The sequence below is a fragment of the Pseudomonas sp. GLN_2 genome (assembly GCF_043106005.1).
GTDB classification, from domain to species: domain Bacteria; phylum Pseudomonadota; class Gammaproteobacteria; order Pseudomonadales; family Pseudomonadaceae; genus Aquipseudomonas; species Aquipseudomonas alloputida.
In genome coordinates this window covers 20,077-43,226 of sequence record NZ_JBICMC010000014.1, presented here as the reverse complement: position 1 = coordinate 43,226, position 23,150 = coordinate 20,077, and the positions used below count along the sequence as shown (strand labels likewise).

The following is a 23,150-nucleotide window of genomic DNA, read 5'->3' as shown; positions in this document are numbered from 1 at the left end:
CCGCGAACACCGGCAAGGCCGGTGCCATCCACCGCGTCACCTGTTTCGCGGGCATGCCCGCTCCCACACGTGCAGGTGTCGGGTTCACGCAGCCCCAACGGCCTCAGAGCTCAGCCGCCAACCGCGAGCCTTGGTTGATCGCCCGCTTGGCATCCAGCTCGGCCGCCACATCCGCGCCACCAATCAGGTGCACCGACTGCCCCGCCGCCACCAGCCCTTCCTGCAGCTCGCGCAGCGGCTCTTGCCCGGCACAGATCACCACGTTATCCACCGCCAGCACCTGCGGCTCGCCGCCGTCCACACGAATGTGCAGGCCGGCATCGTCGATAGCCAGATACTCGACGCTGTTGAGCATCTGCACCCCCTTGTTCTTCAACCCGGTGCGGTGAATCCAGCCGGTCGTCTTGCCGAGCCCGTCACCCACCTTGGATTTCTTGCGCTGCAACAGGTACACCTGCCGCGCCGGAGCATGCGGCTCGGCCTTGATCCCGGCCACACCACCTCGCGCCTGAAGGTGGGTATCGATGCCCCACTCTTTCCAGAATGCCGCTCGGTCCTGGCTGGTGGCCACCCCTTGATGCACCAGGTACTCGGACACATCGAAGCCGATACCTCCCGCGCCAACCACGGCCACCGACTTGCCCACAGGCTTGCGCTCGAGCAGCACGTCCAGGTAGCTGAGCACCTTGGCATGCTCCACGCCCGCAATGGCCGGTGTACGCGGGGCGATGCCGGTAGCCAGGATGATTTCATCAAAGCCGCCGCCCACCAGTGCCTGCACATCCACGCGGGTATTCAGGCGCAGGTCGACGCCCGTGCTTTTGACCTTGTTGCGGAAGTAACGCAGCGTTTCGAAGAATTCTTCCTTGCCCGGCACCCGCTTGGCCACGTTGAACTGGCCACCGATCTCGCTGGCGGCGTCAAACAGGGTCACCGCGTGGCCCCGCTCGGCCGCCACGGTGGCCGCTGCCAGGCCAGCCGGGCCGGCGCCGACCACGGCAATGCGCTTCACCGTACGTACAGGCAAGTAGTTGAGTTCGGTCTCGTGGCAGGCACGCGGGTTGACCAGGCAGCTGGTCAGTTTGCCGCCGAAGGTGTGGTCCAGGCAGGCCTGGTTGCAGCCGATGCAGGTGTTGATTTCATCCGCGCGACCGGCAGCGGCCTTGTTGACGAAGTCCGGGTCGGCGAGAAACGGTCGGGCCATCGAGACCATGTCCGCATCGCCCTCGGCCAGCACCGCCTCGGCCACCTCCGGGGTGTTGATGCGGTTGGTGGTGATCAGCGGAATGCTCACCACGCCCCGCAACTTGGCGGTGACTTTGCTGAAGGCCGCACGCGGCACTTTGGTGGCGATGGTCGGAATACGCGCCTCGTGCCAGCCGATTCCGGTGTTGATCAAGGTAGCGCCGGCCTGCTCGATGGCCTTGGCCAGCAGCTCGATCTCGTCCCAGGTGCTGCCACCCTCGACCAGGTCGAGCATCGACAGGCGGAAGATGATGATGAAGTTCGGCCCTACCGCGCCACGCACCCGGCTGACGATTTCCACTGCCAGGCGCATGCGGTTTTCATAACTGCCGCCCCAGCGGTCGGTGCGGTGGTTGGTGTGGGCGGCCAGGAACTGGTTGATGAAGTAACCTTCCGAACCCATGATTTCGACACCGTCGTAACCGGCACGCTGGGCCAGCACGGCACAATTGACGAAGTCGGCAATCTGCTTCTCGATACCCTCCTCGTCCAGCGCCTTGGGCTTGAACGGGTTGATCGGCGCCTGGATCGCGCTAGGTGCCACCTGGCGTGGGCTGTAGGCGTAGCGCCCGGCATGCAGGATCTGCAGGCAGATCTTGCCACCGGCAGCGTGCACCGCCTCGGTGACGATGCGGTGCTTGTCGGCCTCTTCCTCGGTGCTGAGCTTTGCCGCACCGGAATACACCCCGCCTTCATCATTGGGCGCAATGCCGCCAGTGACCATCAGGCCAACGCCACCGCGGGCGCGCTCGGCAAAGTATGCAGCCATGCGCTCGAAGCCGCCGGGGCGCTCTTCGAGGCCGGTGTGCATCGAGCCCATCAGAGTGCGATTGCGCAAGGTGGTAAAGCCCAGGTCCAGCGGGGCAAGCAGGTGCGGGTAGCGGTCGGCGGCCATGGAAAGGTCCCCTGATGGCGTGATCACGGATTGCGGGCACCTCACTGGGTGGCGGGCCCCGTCGTTTGTCTGTCAGCGACATTAAACAGCCGTTTGAAAGGGCTCAATGATCGAAACTGACAAGTTATTGATCCTGGCGCACAGCGAGACTGCTGAGGGCTGACGCATAGGCCCGACCGGTATCAATCCCCCTACGCTGCCCCCCTTTACTTGCTTGCGGGGGCCCGTTCCACCTTGCAACTCATCCCATCGATCGAATCTTTGCGATGTCCTTGCTTGGAGGGGCTCCGAACATCCGGCTGTATTCTCTGCTGAACTGTGACGGGCTCTCATAGCCCACCGTGAACCCGGCCGTGGAAACATCCAGCCCTTCTGAAATCATCAACCTTCGTGCGTGCTGCAGGCGCAGTTGTTTCTGGTACTGCAACGGGCTCATCGCGGTGATTGCCTTGAATCGGTGGTGAAGCGTGGAATTACTCAAATTGACATAGCTCGCCAACTCATCGATGTGCAGCGGCTGCGCATAGTTGTTGTTCAACCATTCGATAGCTCTTGTCACCCGGTGGGTCTGGCTGTCGTTGATGGCTATCTCATGTAATCGCTGGCCCTGCTGGCCTTTGAGCAACCGGTAAAATATTTCCCTGAGGGCCAGCGGAGCCAATGCCGGGATATCGGAGGGCACATCCAACAGACGTACCAGTCGCAACATGGCATCAAGCAATGGGGTATCAATCCTGTCCAGATAGAGGCCGCGACGAGATGGCTGGCTGGGTACGCCGATCGGGCTGACGTCGGCAATCAGCTGAGCGATTTCTGCCGGGTCGATATCCAGGCGAATGCAGAAGTAGGGCCTCTCTGGAGAGGCCTCGGTCACTTGCCCAGCCAGAGGCAGTGTCACAGAGACAACCAGATAGTTCAGTTGATCGTAGGTATAGCTTTCATCCCACAACTGGATCTGTTTCCGGCCCTGTACAATTATGCACAATCCCGGTTTATGAACCGTATGGATGACATCTGTTGGCGTGTCGCTGCGTATGAAATGCAACGGATCGATCGCCGTTTGATAGACGCCGTATGTCGGAGCAAAACGTTGCATCGCTGATGCCAGTTCGGCCCTCAGGCGTGTCAGCTCATCGTCCAGATCACTCACTACCGTTACCTCCCCGTTCGGCTGTCCCGATTGCAGAGGATAGGTGGGTTCGCATCCATTTGGGTAGATGCCGAATGGATCATTTGATCTGCCAAAAGCCCGGTTTTTCCGGGCCTTTGGCGCAGCCCAGGCACATCAGGCATTGATGACTCGGTCCGAACCGTCCTCGGCTACACGCCGGCCATTGAGTCGGTCTGCACCGTCCTCGGCGACCCGACGGCCATTGAGTCGGTCTGCACCGTCCTCGGCAACCCGACGGCCATTGAGTCGGTCTGCACCGTCCTCGGCAACCCGACGGCCATTGAGTCGGTCTGCACCGTCCTCGGCAACCCGACGGCCATTGAGTCGGTCTGCACCGTCCTCGACCAGGATTGGTGCACACAGGTATTTGCAAGGCTTATGGGTCCAGTTGCCTTGCTCTTTGACTGGAAGCGCCATCGAACTTGCGCTCAGAACAGCTAAGGCGACTCCAATCATCATTTTGTTAACATTTTTCATGACAGCGACTCCGAAATTAGCGATGGATTCGTTGCCGGTTGTCAGTGCAAAGCGTGACGTTGATGCCTGTATGCTTCCAGGCTTGGTCGCTCTGATGGCCGGCAGCAGCAGTGGTTCGCTTGCTGCTTGGGCTCAGATTAAGGCGGCGGTAATGAACCCGTTATGGGTTTCCTGCGATGATTTTGCACATTCCTGCGGCGAGGCATCTCGGGGGCTCAGGCTTCAGCAAGGAGCAGGCATCCCTTTCCCAAGCTTTGCATAAAAGCCTAATACAGTTAACCGCTGTTCAACGATTGACATCCAGGACACGTTTGCCGCGGGTATGCCCCCCTGAGCTCAGCGTTATAGCATCGGTCACCTTGGAAAGTGGCATCACCTCAACCTCGACGCGCAACTTCTCCTCAGCAATCAATTGCGCGATCTGTGCTAACTGGCGCCCATCCGAACGGGTAGCGAAATGTTTGCCGACAGCGTCGTGTTCACGCGCCTTCTGCGGGTCGGGTGGGCTGACGGTAGACACAAGTACACCTCCTCGTTTGACAATCGTCCATGAACGGTCTTGCGTTTCTCCTCCTACCAGGTCGAGAACAACATCGATCTCTTCAGCCACGTCTTCGAACCGTTGCGCGGTATAGTCAATGACCTGCTGCGCCCCGAGTGAATACAGGTAGTCTCGGTTGCCGGCCGAGGCCGTTGTCACTACATAAGCACCGGCCAGGCGAGCCAACTGTACGGCGAAACTTCCTACACCTCCCGCAGCCCCGTGAATCAACACTGTTTGACCCGGCTGTAGGTTGGCGTGTTCATGCAGTGCTTGCCAGGCGGTAAGCGCTGCAGCAGGAATGCCACTGGCGTGGAGGAGCGGCACGCCGGCGGGCTTATGCGCAAGCCTGTCGGCGGCTGCCACGGCCTGAGTCGCGTAGCCACCGACTATGCCTATGAAACCGAATACCTCATCCCCCACAACAAACCCTTGGACATTTTTGCCAACCGCTGCAACGGTACCGGCAACCTCGACCCCCGGCGTATAGGGCAAAGACAATGGGATGAATTGCTTCATTGCCCCTGAGAGGATCTTCCAGTCAATCGGGTTGACTCCACTCCCCGCGACATTGATTAAAACCTGGTCGTCATTGGGCACCAAATCTGGGACATCTTTGAGTTCCAACCCCTGAACCTGACCGTACTGTGCCACTTGGATAGCTTTCATAGTTTTTCCCATTGGTAAGGTGATGATGCCCCAGATGCTCTGTGGCGCTGCACTTCGACTACTGACGACGGGCGTCCAAGCTGAAGCGGCCTGCACCAAAAAAGCCACGGTCTGCAGCAAGCCACCGGCCATCGCGATGTTCTTGAAGAAATGGATGAACTGGGCCTGGTCGGCCAGCGCGCTGTGGAAAATCGCTGCGGTGAGAACACTGAACAACGCCAGTACGACTGCAGCAGTTCGGGTGAGAGTGTGGCTCCATACGCCTTTGCTTAATAGCCGGTTAGTTTCGGCATTTATGTTCGAATAAATAGAAAAGTTTTATCCGGTTCGTGCAGCCCTCAGACAGTCCAGGATCGGGCAAAGGGCTGACAGGAGTCGCAGATCAATCATGCAGGATCGTGCATGACCGTCGCAGGAATCACATAACGCTGTTCCCCCCAGGATTTTTACTCTTGCCTTAACACCTGCCGTTCAGCAGGTGCCTCTGAAACCAGGAACAGGAGTGAGAAAAATGCACGGCATCGAACACAAAGTCATCGTGATTACAGGCGCCAGCAGTGGTATCGGCGAAGCCACAGCCCGCCTGCTCGCCAGCAAAGGCGCTCGCGTCGTTCTGGGGGCCCGCCGTACCGATCGCCTTGAAGCCCTGGCCGATGACATTCGTTCAGCAGGCGGTACCGCTGATGTGCTGGCGCTGGACGTCACCAGCCTGGACGACATGCAGTCCTTCATCGATTTCGCTGTCGAATTGCATGGTCGCGTCGACGTACTCATCAACAATGCCGGCGTAATGCCACTCTCGAAACTGGAAGCGTTGAAGGTCAATGAGTGGAACCGGATGATCGACGTGAACATTCGCGGCGTACTACACGGTATTGCTGCAACGCTGCCGCTCATGCAACAGCAGCGTGCTGGCCAGATCATCAATATCGCCTCAATTGGTGCCTACGCCGTGAGCCCTACCGCTGCGGTGTACTGCGCCACCAAATATGCCGTCCGGGCAATTTCCGAAGGTCTGCGTCAAGAGGTCGGGGGTGATATTCGAGTCACGGTGATTGCACCAGGCGTTACCGAATCGGAGCTGGCCGACAGCATTTCGGATGAAGGCGGACGCGCGGAGATGAGGGAGTTTCGCAAGATCGCGATTCCCGCTGCGGCCATTGCCCGTGCGATTGCCTACGCGGTCGAGCAGCCAGCGGATGTCGACGTCAGCGAGCTGATCGTGCGTCCAACCGCGAGTCCATTCTGATGCTTTATTGACGATAGCGAGGAACAGAGATGGGCAAGCCATATGGAAACCAGAACACATACGTTGGCATGTGGGTGACGGCTGACGGTCGGATTCGCCATGAACTCTTGCCCGGGGGCCGCTACGACGAAGCACGCGGTCGGCAAGCAAGTGCTTACCAGGGCCGCTATTGGTTGGAGGGTGATCACATCGAGTATGTCGATGACACTGGATTTACCGCTGATGGTGAGTTTCGCAACAATGTGTTGTACCACGCCGGGATGGTTTTATACCCCGAACGTTGAAGCGCAAGCCGGAATGGAGACATTCCGGCTTTGTCGTGACTCTGAACCCTGAAAGCCCTGCCGTTGCGTCCAGAGTGTGTTCTCACTGCCGTGACCAGATCAGGTGAAATACACCGCGCGCTGTCCGCCTTGAACCTGTACCTGACCATACGGCACCCAGGAAGCGAGGCAGCTTTTATCCTGCGTACTCGCCAAGAAAGAGGGAGGACACTATGACCCTGGATGTGACAGAGCGGACTTCTGCCCATGGTTTGGAGGCACACATCCGGGGCAAGCGAATTGCCGCTTCGGACGTGCTGGCCGACCGGGACATCCTGGTGCAGATTTTCAACCGGGAACGTGAGGAAGGTAACTTCATCGTCCCAGCGGTGGCCGAACCCTTGCTGGTCTGGATCATTTCGGGAAACGCTGCCGTACAGGAACGTGAGCTTGGGGGCCAATGGGAAACCAGCGAAGTTGCTAAAGGCGATTTCTTTTTGACCACTTCGGCGCAACCGTATGAGATGCGTTGGAACGTCTCCAGCGCAGACGCCTTTGAAGTCATGCACATCTATCTCGGTGTCCCGCTCCTGGAAAAAGCCATCCATGAAGTACTGGGCGGGCCTGTCGAGGCCGTTCGCCTGCGGGAAGTGTCAGGCGGGCGTGACGAAGGACTGTCGGTACTGCTGGAGCATGTTCGGCTGGAACTCATGGGACGTGGCGCAAGCCCGCTCTATTTGCAGGGTCTGGCCCAATGCATCGCCGTCTACCTTGCCCGCAATTATCTGGATAGCTCAGCGGACGATCGCCCACGCCGCAACGCTCTCCCTGCGTACAAGTTTCGGCGCGTGCTGGCGGCCATGGAAGCCGATCTGGCAAGGGACTTCAATTTAAGGCAGTTGGCCGAGGTTGCCGGGATGAGTGAATGCCACTTCAGCCGAATGTTCAAAAAAGCCGCCGGATATTCACCCTTGCAGTTCTTCATCAGGTTGAGGATGGCTCGGGCCCGGCAGCTGCTCCTCGAGACCGATCAGAGCATCATCGATATAGGCCTGGAGGTTGGGTATAGCAGTCACAGCCATTTCTCACAGGTGTTCAAACGCGAGGTGGGCGTAACGCCCACGCAATACCGCCAATAGGGGAACATGATGCCGTATAGAAGCTCGGCGAACGCATCGGTTTTTGTTACCGACCGCCCAGTGTGCCTTCAAGATCCCTCCAGCCGAACAGCCAGGGGCTCAGCGAAGCGGCAACCGTGCAGCGGCGTTGCGTAAGCGCGAGCGACACCTTAACTGGCCAACGCAGGAATCGGCGCATTCAGGGCAACGGCAGCCCGGACCGGGTCGAAGTACTCACGGATAAAGGCAAGCTTGCCGTCCTTGACACGCACGAAGAGCACATACTCCTGTTCATAGATGCGCCGGGCGTCAGGTTCGACTTTTTCGAATGGTCAGGAGGATCGGGCCTGAGCCTTAAACCGTTCGATCAGCCATTTCGAGGCCGGGCCGGGAGGCGTGTCGGTGCGGTAAATAACATCGAACGCATAATCGCCGCCAAAACAGTCGGGCAGTTCGACTTGCACGAGGCGTCCGGTGGCCAGGTCATCGCGAACCATGTCTATCGGCATGTTGCCCCAGCCGATGCCTTCGCGAAGCAGCATGTGCTTGGCGCCCAAATCCGCCAGGCGCCACGTGCGTGTGCCGATCACCGCGAATTCCTGATCTGCAGTGAGCCGTGAACGATCTGTCAGAACCAGTTGAACATGTGCGCGACCTGAACCCGGCGGGTGTGGACCCGGTTGCGCCAACGGGTGGTCAGGCGCGGCCACCGGAACCAGCGCCACCTTACCTACGCCGATACGTTCAATGCCATCAATGCTTGTGGTCAGAGGGCCACTCACACCCAACGTGGCGCCACGGTCGAGCACCCGTTGGGTCACTGCGCCAAGCGCCTCTATATGCAGGTGTAGGGATACGGTTGGAAACGTTTCTCGGAAGGCTTTCAGCGCATCGACCATACGCTCGCGAGGCAACATTACGTCAAGCACGAGATGCACTTCGGCTTCCAGGCCATGCAGCAAACCGCGAACCTTGGCGCGCAGCCCGTCAATGCTGCTGTAGATGGTGCGCGCCTCGGCCAGCACTGTCCGGCCGGCGTCGGTCAATTGTGGCTTACGGGTGGTTTTGCGATCAAAAAGGCTGACGCCCAGCTGCAGTTCCAGGTTGGCAATGGAGTAGCTCACCACTGAAGTGGCGCGATGCAACTTGCGCGCTGCTCCAGCAAAACTGCCGACATCGACTACTGCAAGAAATACCCGCAGTTGATCGAGCGTTGGGGTACCCGGGTCTGAAATCATTGCTCTTCTCTCGAACGTTCCGGCTCATATTATCTGAGGTTTGCAGGTAAGCCAGCGGGTCAAAGCCCCGGTGAGCCAGGTGCCCCTGTGTTTACTCCGCTCCTGGATGGCGGGGTTGGCTGGCGATTCAAAGCATGATTTGCGCTTACGGACCGAGAGACTGCATATCGGCGCAAAATCCCGACAGCCTCGGCAAGCTTACGAAAGCCTCTCTCTGCGCGTTGCGCGACAGTAAAGCCGTCCCTTACGGGCTAGAGCCGGCGAATGTCTCCTCGGCTCACAACGCAGGAGAGCATCATGACTACTATCACGCCCAACATTCCCCATGAAGTCGAAGGCAAAGTCGCGCTGGTCACCGGCGCCGCCAGTGGCATCGGCAAGGCAATTGCGCTTTTGCTGCATGCACGTGGCGCCAAGGTCGTTGCCGAAGATATCGACCCTGCCGTAGAAGACCTCGCACGCCCAGGGCTGGTCCCACTGGTGGCGGACATCAGCGAAGATGGCGCTGCAGAACGTGCCGTCGGCCTTGCCGTCGAGCGGTTCGGCCGGCTGGATATCCTGGTGAATAACGCCGGGATCATCATCAACAAACTGGTCATCGACATGACCCGCGAAGACTGGGAGCGCATCCAGGCGGTTAATACCACCGCGGCCTTTCTGCATTGCCGCGAGGCAGTCAAGGCAATGATGCCTAACAAGTCCGGCGCAATCGTCAATATCGCCTCCTATGCCGCCTACTTCGCCTTTCCAACCATCGCGGCCTACACCGCCTCCAAGGGTGCGCTGGCACAGCTGACCCGTACGCTGGCACTCGAAGCCATCGAGTACGGTATCCGCGTCAATGCCATCGGCGTCGGCGACGTGGTCACCAACATCCTCAATGACGTGGTCGAAGACGGTCCTGGCTTTCTTGCCAAGCACGGCGAAGCGGCCCCCATCGGCCGTGCCGCACAGCCGGAAGAAATTGCCGAGCTCGTCGCGTTTCTCGCGTCCGAACGGGCCAGCTTCATGGTCGGTTCGGTTGTCATGGCCGACGGCGGCATGACCGTGACCGCCGGTTGATCGGTCTATCACCCATAAAGGAGCCCATAGCATGCTCACAAAGCTCGCGTTCTTCACCGCACGCCCCGGGCAAAGCGGTGCCCTCGGCCAGCGCCTGTTGGCGCTGGTCGGCCCCACACGGCAGGAGCCTGGCTGCGTCCGTTACGACATCTACCAATCGGGCGACTCGGTCGAGGGGTGGCTCGTTTACGAGGACTGGCACTCGTCCGAGGCCTTTGACGGACATCTGCAGACACCTTATGTGCAGGCCTTCATGACCGAACTCGACACGTTCTGCAGCGAGGTCCCCAAGGTCCATACGTTCGAGCGGCGCGCCTAGACGATCAAGCACTGAACCCGACCACTTGCAGGAGGACCCTCCCATGAGTACACAGAACACCTGGCTGGTAACCGGCTGTTCCACCGGTTTTGGCCGCCACATTGCAGCCCATTTGCTCAAGCAAGGCGAGCGCGTGGTTGTCACCGCACGCAAGACCGAACAGGTGCAGGATCTCGCCAGCCTCGGCCAATCGCTGATACTGCCACTGGATGTAACCGATGCCGAACAGGCCAAGGCCGTGGTGGCTGAAGCTGAACGCGTATTCGGCAGGGTGGATGTACTGGTCAACAACGCCGGTATCGGTTACTTCGCCGCTGTCGAGGAAACAGACCCGCAGGCGGCGCGCCGCCTGTTCGACGTTAACTTCTTCGGCACCTCCCATATGATCCAGGCAGTGCTGCCCGGCATGCGCCAGCGGCGTCAGGGCATGATCGTGAACCTGACCTCCATAGGTGGGCTCGCGGGCTTCCCCGCAGTAGGCTACTACTGCGCGAGCAAGTTCGCTGTCGAGGGGTTATCGGAAACCTTGCGTGCTGAGCTTGAGCCCCTGGGGATCGGTGTCATGACGGTCGAGCCCAGCGCATTTCGCACCGAATGGGCAGGCTCATCGGGTGAAGTGCCGGAACCGATAGCGGATTACGAGGTTACCGCAGGTAAGGCGCGCCGTGCCTACCACGCTTCGGTCGGCAAGCAGGAGGGGGACCCGGCCCGTGCAGCTGCGGCGATTCATACTGCGGTTACTTCGCCTCAGCCACCACACCGCCTGCTGCTGGGCAACAGAGCATTCGATGTGGCGATGGCCAAGCTGTCCGCCATGCGTACGGAGTTCAGCGTCTGGGAAGCCACCGCTCGCGGCGTCGATTTTCCAGCGTCCCAGGTTTGAGAACCAGCGGCTCGCTTCCCGAGCCGCCATCCAAACGAACTGGCGGATTGCCTGTACGGCAATTCATGTTGTGTTGAGAGCTGAAGCTGAAGATGTTCTCCAAGGCGCGAGCGAGCGGCTGCCCGCCCTCAAGGTGAGGTCAGGATCACCACGTAATGGCCTTGGGTCAGCGGCTCGCCGCGCCCGTCGACCAGCCTGTAGGCCTGGTCGACCGTGGCCCCCTGATCGACGCGTACCGCCTGCACCGGCAGTGCCTGGCCGTCCACGCCCTCAATGCCGATGACGCTGTCACGCGCCAGCGCCGGACAGTCATCCATGCGCCAACCGGCACTGCCCACGGTAGTCGTGCAGGACGGCTCGACGATGCTGCCAGTGAACTGCAGCATGCCCGAGGCGACGACGGCGCCTGCCTGGGCCTGACCGACCAGGGCCAGACTCATTGCAACACTCAATGCGAATCGCTTGCCGCTCATGGTTTCCACTCCCCGATACCCACGTTTGAGCCTATCGGATGAGCAGGGACCGGGCCGTCTGCGCGCGTGAGGCAGTTCACAAAGCAGGCATTTAAACCACGCGGCAATTTAAGAAACGTCTCAAAGCCGGGGGCGGCCCAGCTGTCTAGGATGCCCAGGCCCTTCCCAGTCACCCTCACCGGAGCCCTGCCCTGACCATGTCGCGCTTGCTTCATACCCTCTCGCGCCCAGCCATGGCGGCGCTGGTCCTGATGGGCCTGGCGTCCGGTGCCTGGGGCCAGCTCAAAGTCGAGGGCACACGCCTCATTTACCCAGGCTCGAACAAGGAAGCAAGCATCAGCGTGGTCAATCGCAGCGACCTCGACACCGTCATGCAAAGCTGGGTCAGCAGTACCGACGAAAGCGCCGATGCGCCCTTCGCCATCGTCCAACCGTTGGCATTGATACCGCCCAACGGCCGGCACATGCTGCGGGTGCTGTACGCCGGCAAGGGCCTGCCCGAGGACAGGGAGTCACTGTTCTGGCTGAACATCCTCGAGATCCCGCGCAAACCCGAACAGGCCAATACCCTGCAATTCGCCGTTCGCCAGCGCCTGAAGCTGTTCTACCGCCCTGCCGGCCTGCCAGGCTCGGCCAGCGAGGCGGTCGAGGGCCTGGCATGGCGCGCACGTCAGCCTGGCCTGATCGAAGTCAGCAACCCGAGTGCCTTTCACGTTTCGCTGGTCAACCTCCAGCTCGACAGCCCCGGGCAGTCGCGCCAGCTTGCGGACTACGTTCTGCTGCGCCCGGGGGCATCGCTCACCCTCGAGGCGCCCTCGCCCCTGCCCGCGCAAAGTCGCGTGGCGTTCAGCGAACTCACCGATATCGGCCTGCAGAAGCGCCACCACATCGCGCTGCCGTGAACACACCGCCACAGGATACCCACTCATGAACCTGATCCGGAAACACTTGCTTGGCCTGCTTTTCGTCGCCGCCAGTTGCCCCGCCACCAGCTACGCACTGTCCTGCAAGCTGGACCCGTCCATGGCGGCGGTATTCAAGGAGGCACTGGGCACCGCACTGGCGGTACCGGCCGACGCGCCCGACGGCACGATCATCTGGGAATCGGCACCACACTCGGTTCCGGTCATCTGCGCCGACGACTATGAAACCGGCATCAAGGAAGATGTCTATTTCTATGTCAACCCGGCCAAAGCCAGTATAGGCAAGGGCATACGGGTCGGGATTCGCTACGGCTCGCAGAACATCACCCAGACGTCGGGCGCCGTCACCACTGGCTACAACTCGCTTTATGGTTGCAACTGGGCGAACTGTGCGGGCTGGGACAAGGCCCGCTTCACCCTGAACTTCACGGTGTTCATCGAAAAGAACGGCGCAACGCCAACCGACGGACAAGCCAGCACGCTCAGCGAGTACCGGGTATTCCAGTTGGACGGCAAGGGCGGCCTTAACCCAAAACCCGACAGCAACCTCAACTATGTCGTCACCGGCATGAACAACATCCGCTTCGTGCCTTGCTCTCCCGAGTTGACCATCTTGCCTTCGGTGGTCAATTTCCGCCGTGCCCTGGCCAGCTCGGCACAGGTCGGCCAGGTCGCCAGCTCGGCCAGCTTCAGCCTCGACCTGACCAGATCCTGCGACACGCCCTACACCGTCAGCGCCCGCTTCACCCCGGTCGCTGGCAGCGCCAGCATCATCGACAAGCTGCTGGTGCCCGCCAACAACACCTCCGTCGGCATCGCCCTGACCCAGCAGGACAGCAACCAGCCGGTGCCTTTCGCCACCTGGTTCAAGCTGGCCGACCTGGCTGCGCCGGGCGTGATCCACAACCCGTTCCGCGCCGACCTGATCTGGCGCTCGGCGCCCATTTCCGGTCCGTTCGAAGCCACGGCGCTGGTCGACCTGTACTACCAGTAAAACCTTCGGCCAGGCGGCCTTTAAGGATCGTCTGATGTCCAGTTGCCAGCGGCCTGCCTACATTTGCGGGATGCGACTCAAAGCCTACCTGCAACAGATCAACCCCCTTCTCTCCAACCCCGAGGCAGCACGCCGCCTGCTTCGGCTGCTGGCAATCGTGCTATCGGCCGGCATTCTCGGCGCGGCCTACAATTTCCTGTCCTTTACCTTCAACACCGATATCGCTCGGCGCCATGGTGCCATGAGCAGCGCGATCGCCGAGGCCCATACCTTCTTCACCAACCGCGAGGCGCTGCTGGAGAGCCTGAGCCTGGCAGCCGTGCGTCAAACGGCGCCGGGTGTCGACTGGCTGCCCCTGGCACCGGGCGAGGAAGTGCACCTGCAACTGGGCAGCCAGCCAGGCAAGCGCTGGAGCCTGTGGCTGACCCAGCGTATGTGTGCCTACCTCAAGGCCCGACAGGTCAACCTGCTGTATGTCGACACAGCGGCGCAGGCCCCCATGCGCTGGCTGTACAACGCTGACGCCCAGGCCTCGCTGCCTTCATCTGCCCTGCTGGAGCAGCTGCTGGCTGCTGGGCAGCGGGGCACGGCCCCTCGGGAACTGTGGCTGGCCGACCAGGGTGCCCAAGGTTCGCGCCTGTTCATCTTCCTGCGCCTGGACGTACGCGACCCGGGCTCTGGCTGGCTGGGCCTGGAGATCGACAGCCATGCAGTGTCGCCGTCGCTCGAGGATGCCAGCGCGGGTAAGTTCATGATGTTCAATGCCGACGGCATGCTGGTGTTCACCAACACCCCAGGCCCGGCGCTGGACCGTTCGCTGCACCATCCCGTGGGTAACAACTTCTTCGGCTTCGCCGGCCAGGGGCTCCTGCCAGAGTACCTGGTCATCAGCAAGCCGTTGATGTCCTCGGACTGGCAACTGGTTTACGCGATCGACCTGTCCGCGATCCTCGCCGGTCTGTGGCAGCAGCTGCTGGGTGCCTTGCTGTTCTGCGTGCTCAGCATCACCTTGATTCGGGTGTTGATCCAGCGGTTCGACCAGCGCTTGTTCACCCCCACGGTTGAACGCATCCGCGCGCTGGTGGAAAGCGAGATGTTCAGCCGCGACGTCATCGAAACCGCACCTGTCGCCCTGTGCGTGTTGCGCCGCAGCGATGGCCAGGTGGTGCTGGAGAACCACCTGGCCCAGCAGTGGCTGGGCCAGGACCCGGCACGCGGTGCGCGTAGCGCGCAATGGATCGAGCAGGCTTTCGAGCGACACGAAGGCCAGTGCAGCGACTATTTCGAGAGCGCCGAAGGGCGCCACCTGTACCTGAGCTGCTCGCCAACCCGCTACAAGGGCGAGCCGGTGCTGCTTTGCGCGTTCAGCGACATCAGCGCACGCAAGCAGATCGAGGCCGCGCTGGACGACGCCCGGCGCGCGGCCGACACCGCCAACGAAGCAAAGACCCAGTTCCTGGCGACCATGAGCCACGAAATCCGCACACCGTTGTACGGCGTGTTGGGGACCCTGGAGCTGCTGTCGCGCACCGTGCTCGACGCCCAGCAACGCGATTACCTGCGGGCAATCGAAGGCTCCTCGTCAACCTTGCTGCAGTTGATCTGCGACGTGCTGGACGTGTCCAAGATCGAGGCCGGTCAGCTGGCCCTCGAACTCAGCGAGTTCAGTGCCCCAGACCTGGTCCGCGAGGTGGTCCAGGGCTACAGCGCGGCAGCCAGGAGCAAGGGGCTGCAGCTCTACAGCTGCCTGGACCCACGCCTGCCGGAACACCTGATCGGCGACGTCAACCGGATCCGCCAGATCCTTAACAACCTGCTGAGCAATGCGGTCAAGTTCACCGATTGCGGCCGCGTGGTGCTGCGGGCCAGGCTGCTCAACCGCGACGGCGAACGCTCCTGCCTGTTGTGGCAGGTCTCGGACACGGGCAAGGGCATCGCCGAACAGGACCAGCCGTTCATCTTCGAGCCTTTCTACCAGACCGAAGGCCATAGCCAGGTCATCCCCGGCACCGGGCTCGGCCTGCCGATCTGCCAGCGCCTGACGCAATTGATGAACGGCCAGCTGCGCCTGGTCAGCGAGCTGGGCCTGGGCAGCAGCTTCAGCCTGACCCTACCCCTGGAAGTGGCGTCAGGCCGCACCAGCGCCCCGTTCAACCTGCTGGGCGAACGCATTCACGTGGTATCGCCCGTACACGAACTGGCTGAAGCCTTCAGTGGTTGGCTCTGCCGCTGGGGGGCGCGTGCGCAGGTCGGCGCGCCGGCGCCAGGCAGCGCCCTGCCCGGCGAACTGCTGGTCGAGCTGCATCCCGGCACTGTCGAACGCTGGCTGGTCGCCGAATGGCCCGGCCCGCGAATCCTGGCCAGCGCCCAGGACTGCTGGGAGGCGCGGCACGAGGCCGGTCACTGGCAGGTCAACCTCAACGACCTGGGCGCCCTGCACCATGCTGTCGGCCAGGCCCAGGGCCTGCGCCGTCCCAGGGACCCCGCCGCGCCGGCCCCCTTGACCGAGCCGCTCGGGCTGCACGTGCTGGTTGCCGAGGACAATGTCATCAACCAGTTGATCCTGCGCGACCAGCTCGAGGAGCTCGGCTGCAGCGTGACCTTGGTCAACGATGGCGAGCAGGCCTTGCAAACCTGGCAGCGCGAGCATTTCGACCTGCTGCTGACCGACGTCAACATGCCCGGCACGAACGGCTACGAACTGACCCGGGCCCTGCGCCAGTTGGGCTGCACCCGCCCCATCGTCGGCGCCACTGCCAATGCCCTGCGCGGCGAGGAAGAACTGTGCCTGGCCGCCGGCATGGATCGCTGCCTGATCAAGCCCTTCAACCTGCAAATCCTGTTCAACTGCCTGGCCCCGTATCGAGGTAGCCCTTGAAGACCTTTAACATCCTGATCGTCGAAGACCACCCCTTCCAGCATATGTACCTGCAACACTTGTTCAGCGAGCTTGGCAGCTTCAACCTGGAAGCAGCCCGGGATGGCCAGGAAGCGCTGGAGCGCCTGCGCCAGCGTGACTTCGACCTGGTGCTGACCGACCTGCTGATGCCCGGCATGGACGGTGTGCAATTCATCCAGCACCTTGCCGGCCTGCGCCACAAGCCAGGCCTGGCGATCATGAGCGTGGCCTCGCGGCGCATGCTCATGGCGGCGAGCCTGGTGGCCAAGAACCTCGGCGTGGACGTGCTCGGGCTGATCTCCAAGCCGGTCGAACCCGCCGCGCTGCGCAGCCTGATCGACCAATTGCAGTTGCACCATCAGGCACCGGTCCAGGCGGCACCGGCCACGCCCGAGTTCGATCGCCAGACCTTGGTCGATGCCTTGAACAACCGAGCTTTTCAGGCCTGGTTCCAACCCAAGAAGTCCTTGCACAATGGTCGCATCGTCGCGGCAGAGGCCTTGGTGCGCTGGATGCACCCGGAGCAAGGGGTGTTGCTGCCAGGCACCTTCCTGCCAACGATCAATGCCTTTGGCCTGGAGGAAAGGCTGCTGTGGGTGATGCTCAAGCAAGCCATGGATGCCCAGGCGCGCTGGCGCGAACGGGGCTATGACATCCCGGTTTCGATCAACCTGCCGACTCACCTGCTGAATAGCCATGACCTGGCCGACCGGCTGCTGGAATTCGTCCTGCACCACCAAGGCGTGCCCGGCAAGCTGTGCTTCGAGCTGATGGAATGCTCCATTCCCGAAGAGCTGAGCAACTTCTATGCAGGCGCCTGCCGCTTGCGCATGAAAGGTTTCGGCCTGTCCCAGGACGACTTCGGCAAAGGCTACAGCTCGTACATGAGCCTGGTCTCGACGCCCTTCACCGAACTGAAGATAGACCGGGCGCTGGTGCAGCGTTGCGATGAAAGCGAGAGCCTGGCCTCGGCCTTGGCCAGCATCGTTGCCCTGGGTCGCAAGCTCGGGCTCACCGTGGTCGCCGAAGGGGTCGAGACGCCTCAGGAGCTCGAAATGCTGCGCAAGGTCGACTGCAATCAGGTGCAGGGCTTTTTGATCTCCCATGCCGTGTCGGCGGAACAGTTCCAGCGCCTGCTGCACAACGACGGTCCCCCGTCAGCCTACTGACCGGCTGTAACTCTCAGCGCCGGCCGGGCATCAAAGGTAATATTCGTTGGGTATCGATGCCCCCACGCCCTTGCGGACCCTTGCATGAAACAGTACAACGCCCTGCTGGAAAACCTGGCCCGCAGCTCTCTGCGCCTGAACAAAGGCATGACCGTCCTGCTGGGCCTGGCGCTGCTGCTGGCCGGCTTCAGTCTCTGGTCGCTCGAGCGCCTGATCGACGAACACAGCGACACGGTCAGCATCCACTTCGCCCGGCTGATGGAGAATGTACAGGAGCAGGAAACCTTCCTTGAGGCCCTCGTGCAACGCAGCGCCAAGGGGGAGTTGCTCGACTACCCACGTGCGCTCGAGCCGGCGCTGGCACCCATGCCCGAGGAAGGGCCGGACATCTACAAGGGCCAGATCTTTCCATTTTCCATGCCGTTCAGCCTCAAATTCGACCCACGCAACCTGGCTGACCGCGAAGTATCGGACATCTTCACCCTGGGGGCGAACCTGGCCAGCTTCTACAGCATGTTCTGGTCGGCCTCTCCGTACCGTTCGCCACAGGTGTTCCTGTTCTCGCCGGATGCCCGTTACGACATCACGGTTCCCGCCGCAGGACGCGGGCGGGGCAAGCTGGAGAATGAACCGTTCATCGATGTGATCAGGCAGGTCATTGTGCGCCAGCCTCAGGACAAGGACTGGGGCCCAGGCAGCAGGATCGTCTGGCGCAGCTATGTCGAGCAGCCGGACCAGGCCTCCCCGCCACGCGTGCTGGCCTACGCCAACGTCCCCCTGCGCTCGGGCAAGGCAGAGGGCCAAGCCACGCAAGTGGCGTCGCTGGTGGACCTGGCCCAGATCGATGATTTCGAACGCATCATGGACTGGACCGTGTATGACCACTTTAACCTCATCACCCCATCCGGCGAGGTGCTGATCGGCGCGCCCGCGCCCCTGAAGGGGGTGCATGAAGGCCTCAACATCAAGCCCGAAGGCCTGGTATTCCGTCTCCACGAACAGGCCAACGGTGGCTGGAGTGCGATCTACACCGTGACCTACCGGCACTTCTTCCGTTACGCGTTCTGGTCGCTGGCCGGCATCGCCGCCACGTTCCTGGTCCTCATCGGGCTGGGCCGGGTGGTCATCCGTTGGTATCAGCGCCAGGTAATCCTGCCTGCGCGCGCGGCCCACGAGATCATCACCGAGAGCGAGGCCTTCAGCCGGGTGGTCATCGACACCGCCCCGACCGGCCTGTGCGTGGTCCGCAGCGCCGACAACGAGGTGCTGCTGGAGAACCAGCGGGCGCAGCAATGGCAGGGCACCCGCGAGCTGGTCAGCACCCTCGCCTCGGCAGTGGGCCACACCCGCAGTGGCGAGCACTACCTGCAGGTCGAAGGCCGCCACCTGCAGGTCGGTTTCGTGTCGACCCGCTACCACGGCGAAGACGTGCGCCTTTACGCATTCAACGACGTCACCCGCCATGTCGAGGACGCCCAGGCGCTCGACGAAGCCCGGCGCGCCGCCGACGCCGCCAACACCGCCAAGACCCTGTTCCTGGCCACCATGAGCCACGAGATCCGTACCCCGTTGTACGGCGTGCTGGGCACCCTCGAGCTGCTTGGCCTGACGCACCTGGATGCACGCCAGCAAGGCTACCTGCACACTATCCAGCGCTCCTCGGCAACCCTGTTCCAGCTGATCAGTGACGTGCTCGACGTGACCAAGATCGAATCCGGGCAGATGGCGCTCGAACCCGTGCCGTTCTGCCCGCTGGACATGCTTGAGGACACCGTGCGCACCTATCGCGCCTTCGCCGAGCGCAAGGGCCTGTTGCTCTATGCCTGCCATGACGCCCGCCTGCCGGCGCAGGTGGTGGGCGATCCGATACGCATCCGCCAGATCCTCAACAACCTGCTGAGCAACGCCATCAAGTTCACCGACACCGGCCGGGTGGTGCTGCGCACCCGCGTGCTGGCGCTCGACGACACCCACGTGCGCCTGCAATGGCAGGTTGCCGATAGCGGCATTGGCATTTCCCAGGCGCAGCAGGCCAGGCTCTTCGAGCTGTTCTACCAGGTCGCCGACGCCTCCAGCGAGGGCGGCGCGGGCCTCGGCCTGCCGATCTGCAGCTGGCTGGCCGACATGATGGGTGGCCAGATCAAGGTGGTCAGTGAGCCGGGCCTGGGCAGCAGCTTTTCCCTCAACATCAGCCTGCCACTGGCGCAGGGGGCGCTGAGCGACTGCCCAAGCGTAGGGCCCGACCCGACCCCGGTGTATGTGCGTGCGCCGATACCGGAGCTTGCCCAGCATGGCGTCGACTGGCTGCAGCGTCTGGGTATCGCCGCGACCCTGACGATTCCACCCCTGGAGAAGGACAACCACCAGGCCCTGCTGGTAGACCTGCTCGACTGCCCGGACGCCGCCAACTGGCATGGCCAACGGATCTGCGCCAGCAGCGACGGCCCTACCCCCGGCGCGTTCGTCGACGGCTGCTGGCGGGTAGACCTGCATGACGTGCGGGCCATCGCCCAGCTCATCGCGGTCGTGCGCCAGGGCGGGTCGCCCGATGACCAGAACACCGCGCAACAGCAACGCGCCGCTCTGCGCCTGCATATCCTGGTGGCCGAGGACAATCCGATCAACCAGGCGATCCTGCAGGAGCAACTCGAGGCGCTGGGCTGCACCACGGTGGTCGCGGCCAACGGCGAACAGGCCATGCAACGCTGGCAGCCAGGCCAGTTCGACCTGGTCCTGACCGACGTAAACATGCCGTTGATGAATGGCTACGAACTGGCCAGGACCCTGCGCCAGCACGACGCCCGGTTGCCGATCATCGGCGTCACCGCCAATGCACTGCGAGAAGAAGGCCAGCGCTGCCTCGAGGTGGGCATGAATGCCTGGATGGTCAAACCGTTGAGCCTGCAGGCGTTGCGCAGCCATCTGGTCCGTCTGTGTCGGCCAGCACTGGCCGAAGCGCCCAGCCGTCCGCAAGCGGACAGCCTCAGCGCCTCCCCCTCCCGCTCCCCTGCAGCCACCGATACCGTGCAAGTGTCCGACGCCATGCGCGCGCTGTTCATCACCACCCTGCGCGAGGATATGCAGCAGTTGCGCCTGGCCCTTGAGCAAGGCGACCAGCGGCGTCTTGGCGAGCGCCTGCACAGCATCGCCGGCGCCCTGGGCGCGGTACAGTCCCGGCCACTGGCCGAGCAGTGCTGTGCGCTGGAAACCGCGCTGGCCGAGTCGCCGCTCGACGCAGCCCTGGCCGATAAGCTGGGGGGGGTGCTGGACAGGCTGTCAGCAATACTCGATGCCCTCGCATAGAATCAACTTCAGCGCTGATAGCGCATGGAAACAACCCTCCCATCCGCACCGGCTAACGGGTCGTCTTTTATGGAAAAACTCAAGGTCATCATCGCCGACGATCACCCCATCGTGCTGCTCGGCGTCCGGGAACTGGTCGAACGCGACCCACGCTTTAGCGTGGTCGGCGAAGCCGTCTGTTCGCAAGGGCTGATCGAACTGCTCGAACGCCAACCCGTGGACATGGTCATCTCCGACTACAACATGCCGGCAGACTCACCCTACGGTGACGGCCTGAAACTGATCGACTACCTCAAACGTCACTATCCCGCTGTCCGCATCCTCGTGCTGACGATGATTTCCAACCCGCTGATCCTGACACGGCTGCAGGAACTGGGCGTGGACGGCGTGATCCAGAAGAGCCAGTTGCATGGCGAAATCGAAAAGGCCCTCAATGCCGTCGCCCGCAACAGCACCTACCGGGCGCCGGCACCGGCAAGGCAGTCGGTGGTCGCCTGTAACACCGCCATCGATCAACGGGTGGAAAACCTGTCACCCAAGGAATTCGAAATACTGCGCCTGTTTGTTGCCGGACAAAGTGTCAGTGAGATCGCCCGCAGCCAACATCGAAGTACCAAGACCATTAGTGCGCAGAAAGTTTCCGCGATGCGCAAACTTGAAGTGAACAGCGATCAGGAATTGTTGGCCTATTGCCTGGCGAGTCATATCTTTAATTAACTAGCGCGCGTCATTGCCCCACCATTAAGATTCGTCTGATGGGCCAGAGAAACCACCTGACTTATTGTGAGCGTGCATTAAGTTGCAGCACTTACTCACTCTCATGTGGACATCAATATGAATAAATTTTCCCTGGCCGCCCTGACCCTCTCGCTCCTGACCGCTTCGGCCGGTGCACTGGCCGTCGAGGCCACCGGGCCAGTCACCGGTGGCAGCGGCAAGATTTCCTTCACCGGCGTGATCAACAATGACGCCTGCTCGGTCGATGGCGCCAACGCCGACCGCGTGATCGCCGTGGACATGGGCAGCGTCTCGATCAAGGACATGGGCACCGCCGAAAACCCGACAGCTGGCCGCGTGACCGGCAAGGACTTCAACCTCAACGTCAACTGCAACCTCGGCACCAAGGTGGCGATGATCTTCGATGCCAACAGCGGCGGCTCGGGCCTGGTGACCGGCAAGAAAGTCCTGGCGCTGACCAAAGGCACCGGCACTGCCGCCAACGTTGGCATTGCCCTGCTCGACCCTAATGGCAACCTGATCGACCTGAGCTCGGCTGCCACTGCCAAGATCCAGAGCGACGTACACGGCACTGGCGCCGAGGGCGGCGACGCCACCCTGAGCTTCTCTGCGGCGTACGTCACCACGGGCGCCGCCGGCACTGCCACCGCCGGTCGCGGTGACGCCACCCTGCCGTTCATCCTGCAGTACGAGTAATCACTTCGCCGCTGCTCCCTGCGCGAGGCTGACCAGCCTCGCCACTTCTTCGCCCCGCAAGGTACCCAACCATGTTGCGTCGTTCTCTGTACCCCGTTCTCGGGTTGCTGGGCATGCTCGTCGCCGCCCAGGCAACTGCCAGCATCTCCCTGAGCGCTACGCGCGTCGTGTTCGACGGTGCGCACAAAGAAGCCAATGTCATCGTGCGCAATGGCAACCAGGAAGTCCTGGTGCAATCCTGGGTCGATGCCGGCGACCGCGCACAGGCACCGTTCGCCATTACTCCACCGCTGGCCAGAGTATTGCCCAAGCAGGAACAACTGCTACGCATTCTCTATGAAGGCCAGGGCCTGCCGACCGATCGCGAGTCGGTGGTCTGGCTCAATGTCCAGGAAATTCCGCAAGCCAGTACCCAGGCCAATACCTTGCAGTTGGCGGTGCGCCAACGTATCAAGATTTTCTTCCGCCCGGCCAACTTGCCCGGCAATGCGCTGCTGGCCCCCGAACAACTGGTCTGGCAATTGACCCAGCGCGCCGGGAAGCCACAACTGACCGTGAACAACCCCAGCCTGTATCACGTGTCGATGGCCGATATCGAACTTAAACGCGGAAAACAGACGGTGCTCAGCGCCGATTCAGCCATGATCGCCCCGGGCGAACAAAAGACATTCACCTCGGTATTTTCCCAGATGGACGGCCCGTTGACGCTGACGTTCAAGAGCATCAACGACTATGGCGCCCAACATGGATATTCCTTGCGTTTGAACACTGCCCAGCCGGGTAGCGCCAAGCCTGCCGAACCCGCCATCACCTTGTGAAATCGTA

Annotated in this window: 20 protein-coding genes; 14 read left to right on the top strand and 6 right to left on the bottom strand. The window is 61.9% G+C overall.

Going from position 1 to position 23,150, the window contains the following annotated elements; all coding sequences use genetic code 11:
- Window positions 1-103 precede the first annotated feature (103 nt).
- The 4 genes from ACF8Q6_RS03730 to ACF8Q6_RS03715 all read right to left on the bottom strand — a co-directional run bounded on the left by ACF8Q6_RS03730 (window position 104) and on the right by ACF8Q6_RS03715 (window position 4,998).
- Window positions 104-2,140, bottom strand: a complete 2,037-nt coding sequence (locus ACF8Q6_RS03730; RefSeq protein WP_392492350.1) for an FAD-dependent oxidoreductase — start codon at window positions 2,138-2,140, stop codon at window positions 104-106.
- A 241-nt stretch (window positions 2,141-2,381) separates the two neighbouring features.
- The gene (locus tag ACF8Q6_RS03725) at window positions 2,382-3,290 is read right to left on the bottom strand and encodes an AraC family transcriptional regulator (RefSeq protein ID WP_014754024.1); all 909 of its coding nucleotides are present in this window, start codon (window positions 3,288-3,290) and stop codon (window positions 2,382-2,384) included.
- A 135-nt stretch (window positions 3,291-3,425) separates the two neighbouring features.
- Window positions 3,426-3,728, bottom strand: coding sequence for a hypothetical protein (locus ACF8Q6_RS03720; RefSeq protein ID WP_392498315.1), 303 nt, complete (start codon window positions 3,726-3,728; stop codon window positions 3,426-3,428).
- Window positions 3,729-4,074: 346 nt separating this feature from the next.
- Window positions 4,075-4,998 carry an NADP-dependent oxidoreductase gene (locus ACF8Q6_RS03715; RefSeq protein WP_392490586.1) on the bottom strand — a complete coding sequence of 308 codons (924 nt, stop codon included), beginning with the start codon at window positions 4,996-4,998 and terminating at the stop codon, window positions 4,075-4,077.
- Window positions 4,999-5,509: 511 nt separating this feature from the next.
- Here ACF8Q6_RS03715 and ACF8Q6_RS03710 point away from each other — a divergent pair.
- From ACF8Q6_RS03710 to ACF8Q6_RS03700, 3 genes are all read left to right on the top strand, one after another.
- On the top strand, window positions 5,510-6,247 hold the full coding sequence (locus ACF8Q6_RS03710) for an SDR family oxidoreductase (protein ID WP_017147827.1): 738 nt from the start codon (window positions 5,510-5,512) through the stop codon (window positions 6,245-6,247).
- Window positions 6,248-6,276: 29 nt separating this feature from the next.
- The gene (locus tag ACF8Q6_RS03705) at window positions 6,277-6,531 is read left to right on the top strand and encodes an Atu4866 domain-containing protein (RefSeq protein ID WP_014754027.1); all 255 of its coding nucleotides are present in this window, start codon (window positions 6,277-6,279) and stop codon (window positions 6,529-6,531) included.
- A 212-nt stretch (window positions 6,532-6,743) separates the two neighbouring features.
- Window positions 6,744-7,649 (top strand): helix-turn-helix domain-containing protein, encoded by a 906-nt coding sequence (locus tag ACF8Q6_RS03700; RefSeq protein WP_392490576.1) that lies wholly within the window; start codon window positions 6,744-6,746, stop codon window positions 7,647-7,649.
- 311 nt (window positions 7,650-7,960) lie between these two features.
- Here ACF8Q6_RS03700 and ACF8Q6_RS03695 read toward each other — a convergent pair whose 3' ends face one another.
- Complete coding sequence (locus ACF8Q6_RS03695) at window positions 7,961-8,866, bottom strand: LysR family transcriptional regulator (protein WP_012053252.1); 906 nt, start codon at window positions 8,864-8,866, stop codon at window positions 7,961-7,963.
- 297 nt (window positions 8,867-9,163) lie between these two features.
- On the opposite strand from ACF8Q6_RS03695, the gene ACF8Q6_RS03690 reads away from it, so the two are divergent.
- From ACF8Q6_RS03690 to ACF8Q6_RS03680, 3 genes are read left to right on the top strand one after another with little or no spacing between them, the layout of a single operon-like run.
- The gene (locus ACF8Q6_RS03690) at window positions 9,164-9,928 is read left to right on the top strand and encodes an SDR family NAD(P)-dependent oxidoreductase (protein ID WP_014859533.1); all 765 of its coding nucleotides are present in this window, start codon (window positions 9,164-9,166) and stop codon (window positions 9,926-9,928) included.
- Between the two features lie 31 nt (window positions 9,929-9,959).
- Entirely contained in the window at window positions 9,960-10,247 is a 288-nt protein-coding gene (locus ACF8Q6_RS03685) for a putative quinol monooxygenase (protein WP_012053254.1), read from the top strand.
- A gap of 43 nt (window positions 10,248-10,290) precedes the next feature.
- Window positions 10,291-11,130, top strand: coding sequence for an oxidoreductase (locus ACF8Q6_RS03680; protein WP_392490577.1), 840 nt, complete (start codon window positions 10,291-10,293; stop codon window positions 11,128-11,130).
- 128 nt (window positions 11,131-11,258) lie between these two features.
- On the opposite strand, the gene ACF8Q6_RS03675 is transcribed toward ACF8Q6_RS03680, so the two are convergent.
- Window positions 11,259-11,603 carry a hypothetical protein gene (locus ACF8Q6_RS03675; protein ID WP_047604536.1) on the bottom strand — a complete coding sequence of 115 codons (345 nt, stop codon included), beginning with the start codon at window positions 11,601-11,603 and terminating at the stop codon, window positions 11,259-11,261.
- A 197-nt stretch (window positions 11,604-11,800) separates the two neighbouring features.
- Between ACF8Q6_RS03675 and ACF8Q6_RS03670 the strand changes: the two genes are divergently transcribed.
- From ACF8Q6_RS03670 to ACF8Q6_RS03635, 8 genes are all read left to right on the top strand, one after another.
- Window positions 11,801-12,505, top strand: a complete 705-nt coding sequence (locus ACF8Q6_RS03670) for a molecular chaperone (RefSeq protein WP_392490579.1) — start codon at window positions 11,801-11,803, stop codon at window positions 12,503-12,505.
- Window positions 12,506-12,530: 25 nt separating this feature from the next.
- Window positions 12,531-13,520: a fimbrial protein gene (locus ACF8Q6_RS03665; protein WP_047604534.1), complete on the top strand. Its 990-nt coding sequence runs from the start codon at window positions 12,531-12,533 to the stop codon at window positions 13,518-13,520.
- A gap of 70 nt (window positions 13,521-13,590) precedes the next feature.
- The gene (locus tag ACF8Q6_RS03660; protein WP_392490587.1) at window positions 13,591-16,398 is read left to right on the top strand and encodes an ATP-binding protein; all 2,808 of its coding nucleotides are present in this window, start codon (window positions 13,591-13,593) and stop codon (window positions 16,396-16,398) included.
- Complete coding sequence (locus tag ACF8Q6_RS03655) at window positions 16,395-17,588, top strand: EAL domain-containing protein (protein ID WP_392490580.1); 1,194 nt, start codon at window positions 16,395-16,397, stop codon at window positions 17,586-17,588. The genes ACF8Q6_RS03660 and ACF8Q6_RS03655 overlap by 4 nt, the downstream gene beginning before the upstream one ends.
- An 84-nt stretch (window positions 17,589-17,672) precedes the next feature.
- On the top strand, window positions 17,673-20,891 hold the full coding sequence (locus ACF8Q6_RS03650) for a response regulator (RefSeq protein ID WP_392490581.1): 3,219 nt from the start codon (window positions 17,673-17,675) through the stop codon (window positions 20,889-20,891).
- 69 nt (window positions 20,892-20,960) lie between these two features.
- Window positions 20,961-21,608 carry a response regulator gene (locus ACF8Q6_RS03645; RefSeq protein WP_014859525.1) on the top strand — a complete coding sequence of 216 codons (648 nt, stop codon included), beginning with the start codon at window positions 20,961-20,963 and terminating at the stop codon, window positions 21,606-21,608.
- Between the two features lie 117 nt (window positions 21,609-21,725).
- The gene (locus ACF8Q6_RS03640) at window positions 21,726-22,325 is read left to right on the top strand and encodes a fimbrial protein (protein WP_392490582.1); all 600 of its coding nucleotides are present in this window, start codon (window positions 21,726-21,728) and stop codon (window positions 22,323-22,325) included.
- Window positions 22,326-22,396: 71 nt separating this feature from the next.
- Complete coding sequence (locus ACF8Q6_RS03635; protein WP_392490583.1) at window positions 22,397-23,143, top strand: molecular chaperone; 747 nt, start codon at window positions 22,397-22,399, stop codon at window positions 23,141-23,143.
- The last annotated feature ends 7 nt before the right edge of the window (window positions 23,144-23,150 follow it).

What these genes read in the sequence shown, in the direction of transcription:
- ACF8Q6_RS03730 (WP_392492350.1), bottom strand. Translation starts at nt 2,140, where the DNA reads ATGGCCGCCGACCGCTACCCGCACCTGCTTGCCCCGCTGGACCTGGGC.
- ACF8Q6_RS03720 (WP_392498315.1), bottom strand. Translation starts at nt 3,728, where the DNA reads ATGGCGCTTCCAGTCAAAGAGCAAGGCAACTGGACCCATAAGCCTTGC.
- ACF8Q6_RS03715 (WP_392490586.1), bottom strand. Translation starts at nt 4,998, where the DNA reads ATGAAAGCTATCCAAGTGGCACAGTACGGTCAGGTTCAGGGGTTGGAA.
- ACF8Q6_RS03710 (WP_017147827.1), top strand. Translation starts at nt 5,510, where the DNA reads ATGCACGGCATCGAACACAAAGTCATCGTGATTACAGGCGCCAGCAGT.
- ACF8Q6_RS03705 (WP_014754027.1), top strand. Translation starts at nt 6,277, where the DNA reads ATGGGCAAGCCATATGGAAACCAGAACACATACGTTGGCATGTGGGTG.
- ACF8Q6_RS03700 (WP_392490576.1), top strand. Translation starts at nt 6,744, where the DNA reads ATGACCCTGGATGTGACAGAGCGGACTTCTGCCCATGGTTTGGAGGCA.
- ACF8Q6_RS03695 (WP_012053252.1), bottom strand. Translation starts at nt 8,866, where the DNA reads ATGATTTCAGACCCGGGTACCCCAACGCTCGATCAACTGCGGGTATTT.
- ACF8Q6_RS03690 (WP_014859533.1), top strand. Translation starts at nt 9,164, where the DNA reads ATGACTACTATCACGCCCAACATTCCCCATGAAGTCGAAGGCAAAGTC.
- ACF8Q6_RS03685 (WP_012053254.1), top strand. Translation starts at nt 9,960, where the DNA reads ATGCTCACAAAGCTCGCGTTCTTCACCGCACGCCCCGGGCAAAGCGGT.
- ACF8Q6_RS03680 (WP_392490577.1), top strand. Translation starts at nt 10,291, where the DNA reads ATGAGTACACAGAACACCTGGCTGGTAACCGGCTGTTCCACCGGTTTT.
- ACF8Q6_RS03675 (WP_047604536.1), bottom strand. Translation starts at nt 11,603, where the DNA reads ATGAGCGGCAAGCGATTCGCATTGAGTGTTGCAATGAGTCTGGCCCTG.
- ACF8Q6_RS03670 (WP_392490579.1), top strand. Translation starts at nt 11,801, where the DNA reads ATGTCGCGCTTGCTTCATACCCTCTCGCGCCCAGCCATGGCGGCGCTG.
- ACF8Q6_RS03665 (WP_047604534.1), top strand. Translation starts at nt 12,531, where the DNA reads ATGAACCTGATCCGGAAACACTTGCTTGGCCTGCTTTTCGTCGCCGCC.
- ACF8Q6_RS03660 (WP_392490587.1), top strand. Translation starts at nt 13,591, where the DNA reads ATGCGACTCAAAGCCTACCTGCAACAGATCAACCCCCTTCTCTCCAAC.
- ACF8Q6_RS03650 (WP_392490581.1), top strand. Translation starts at nt 17,673, where the DNA reads ATGAAACAGTACAACGCCCTGCTGGAAAACCTGGCCCGCAGCTCTCTG.
- ACF8Q6_RS03645 (WP_014859525.1), top strand. Translation starts at nt 20,961, where the DNA reads ATGGAAAAACTCAAGGTCATCATCGCCGACGATCACCCCATCGTGCTG.
- ACF8Q6_RS03640 (WP_392490582.1), top strand. Translation starts at nt 21,726, where the DNA reads ATGAATAAATTTTCCCTGGCCGCCCTGACCCTCTCGCTCCTGACCGCT.
- ACF8Q6_RS03635 (WP_392490583.1), top strand. Translation starts at nt 22,397, where the DNA reads ATGTTGCGTCGTTCTCTGTACCCCGTTCTCGGGTTGCTGGGCATGCTC.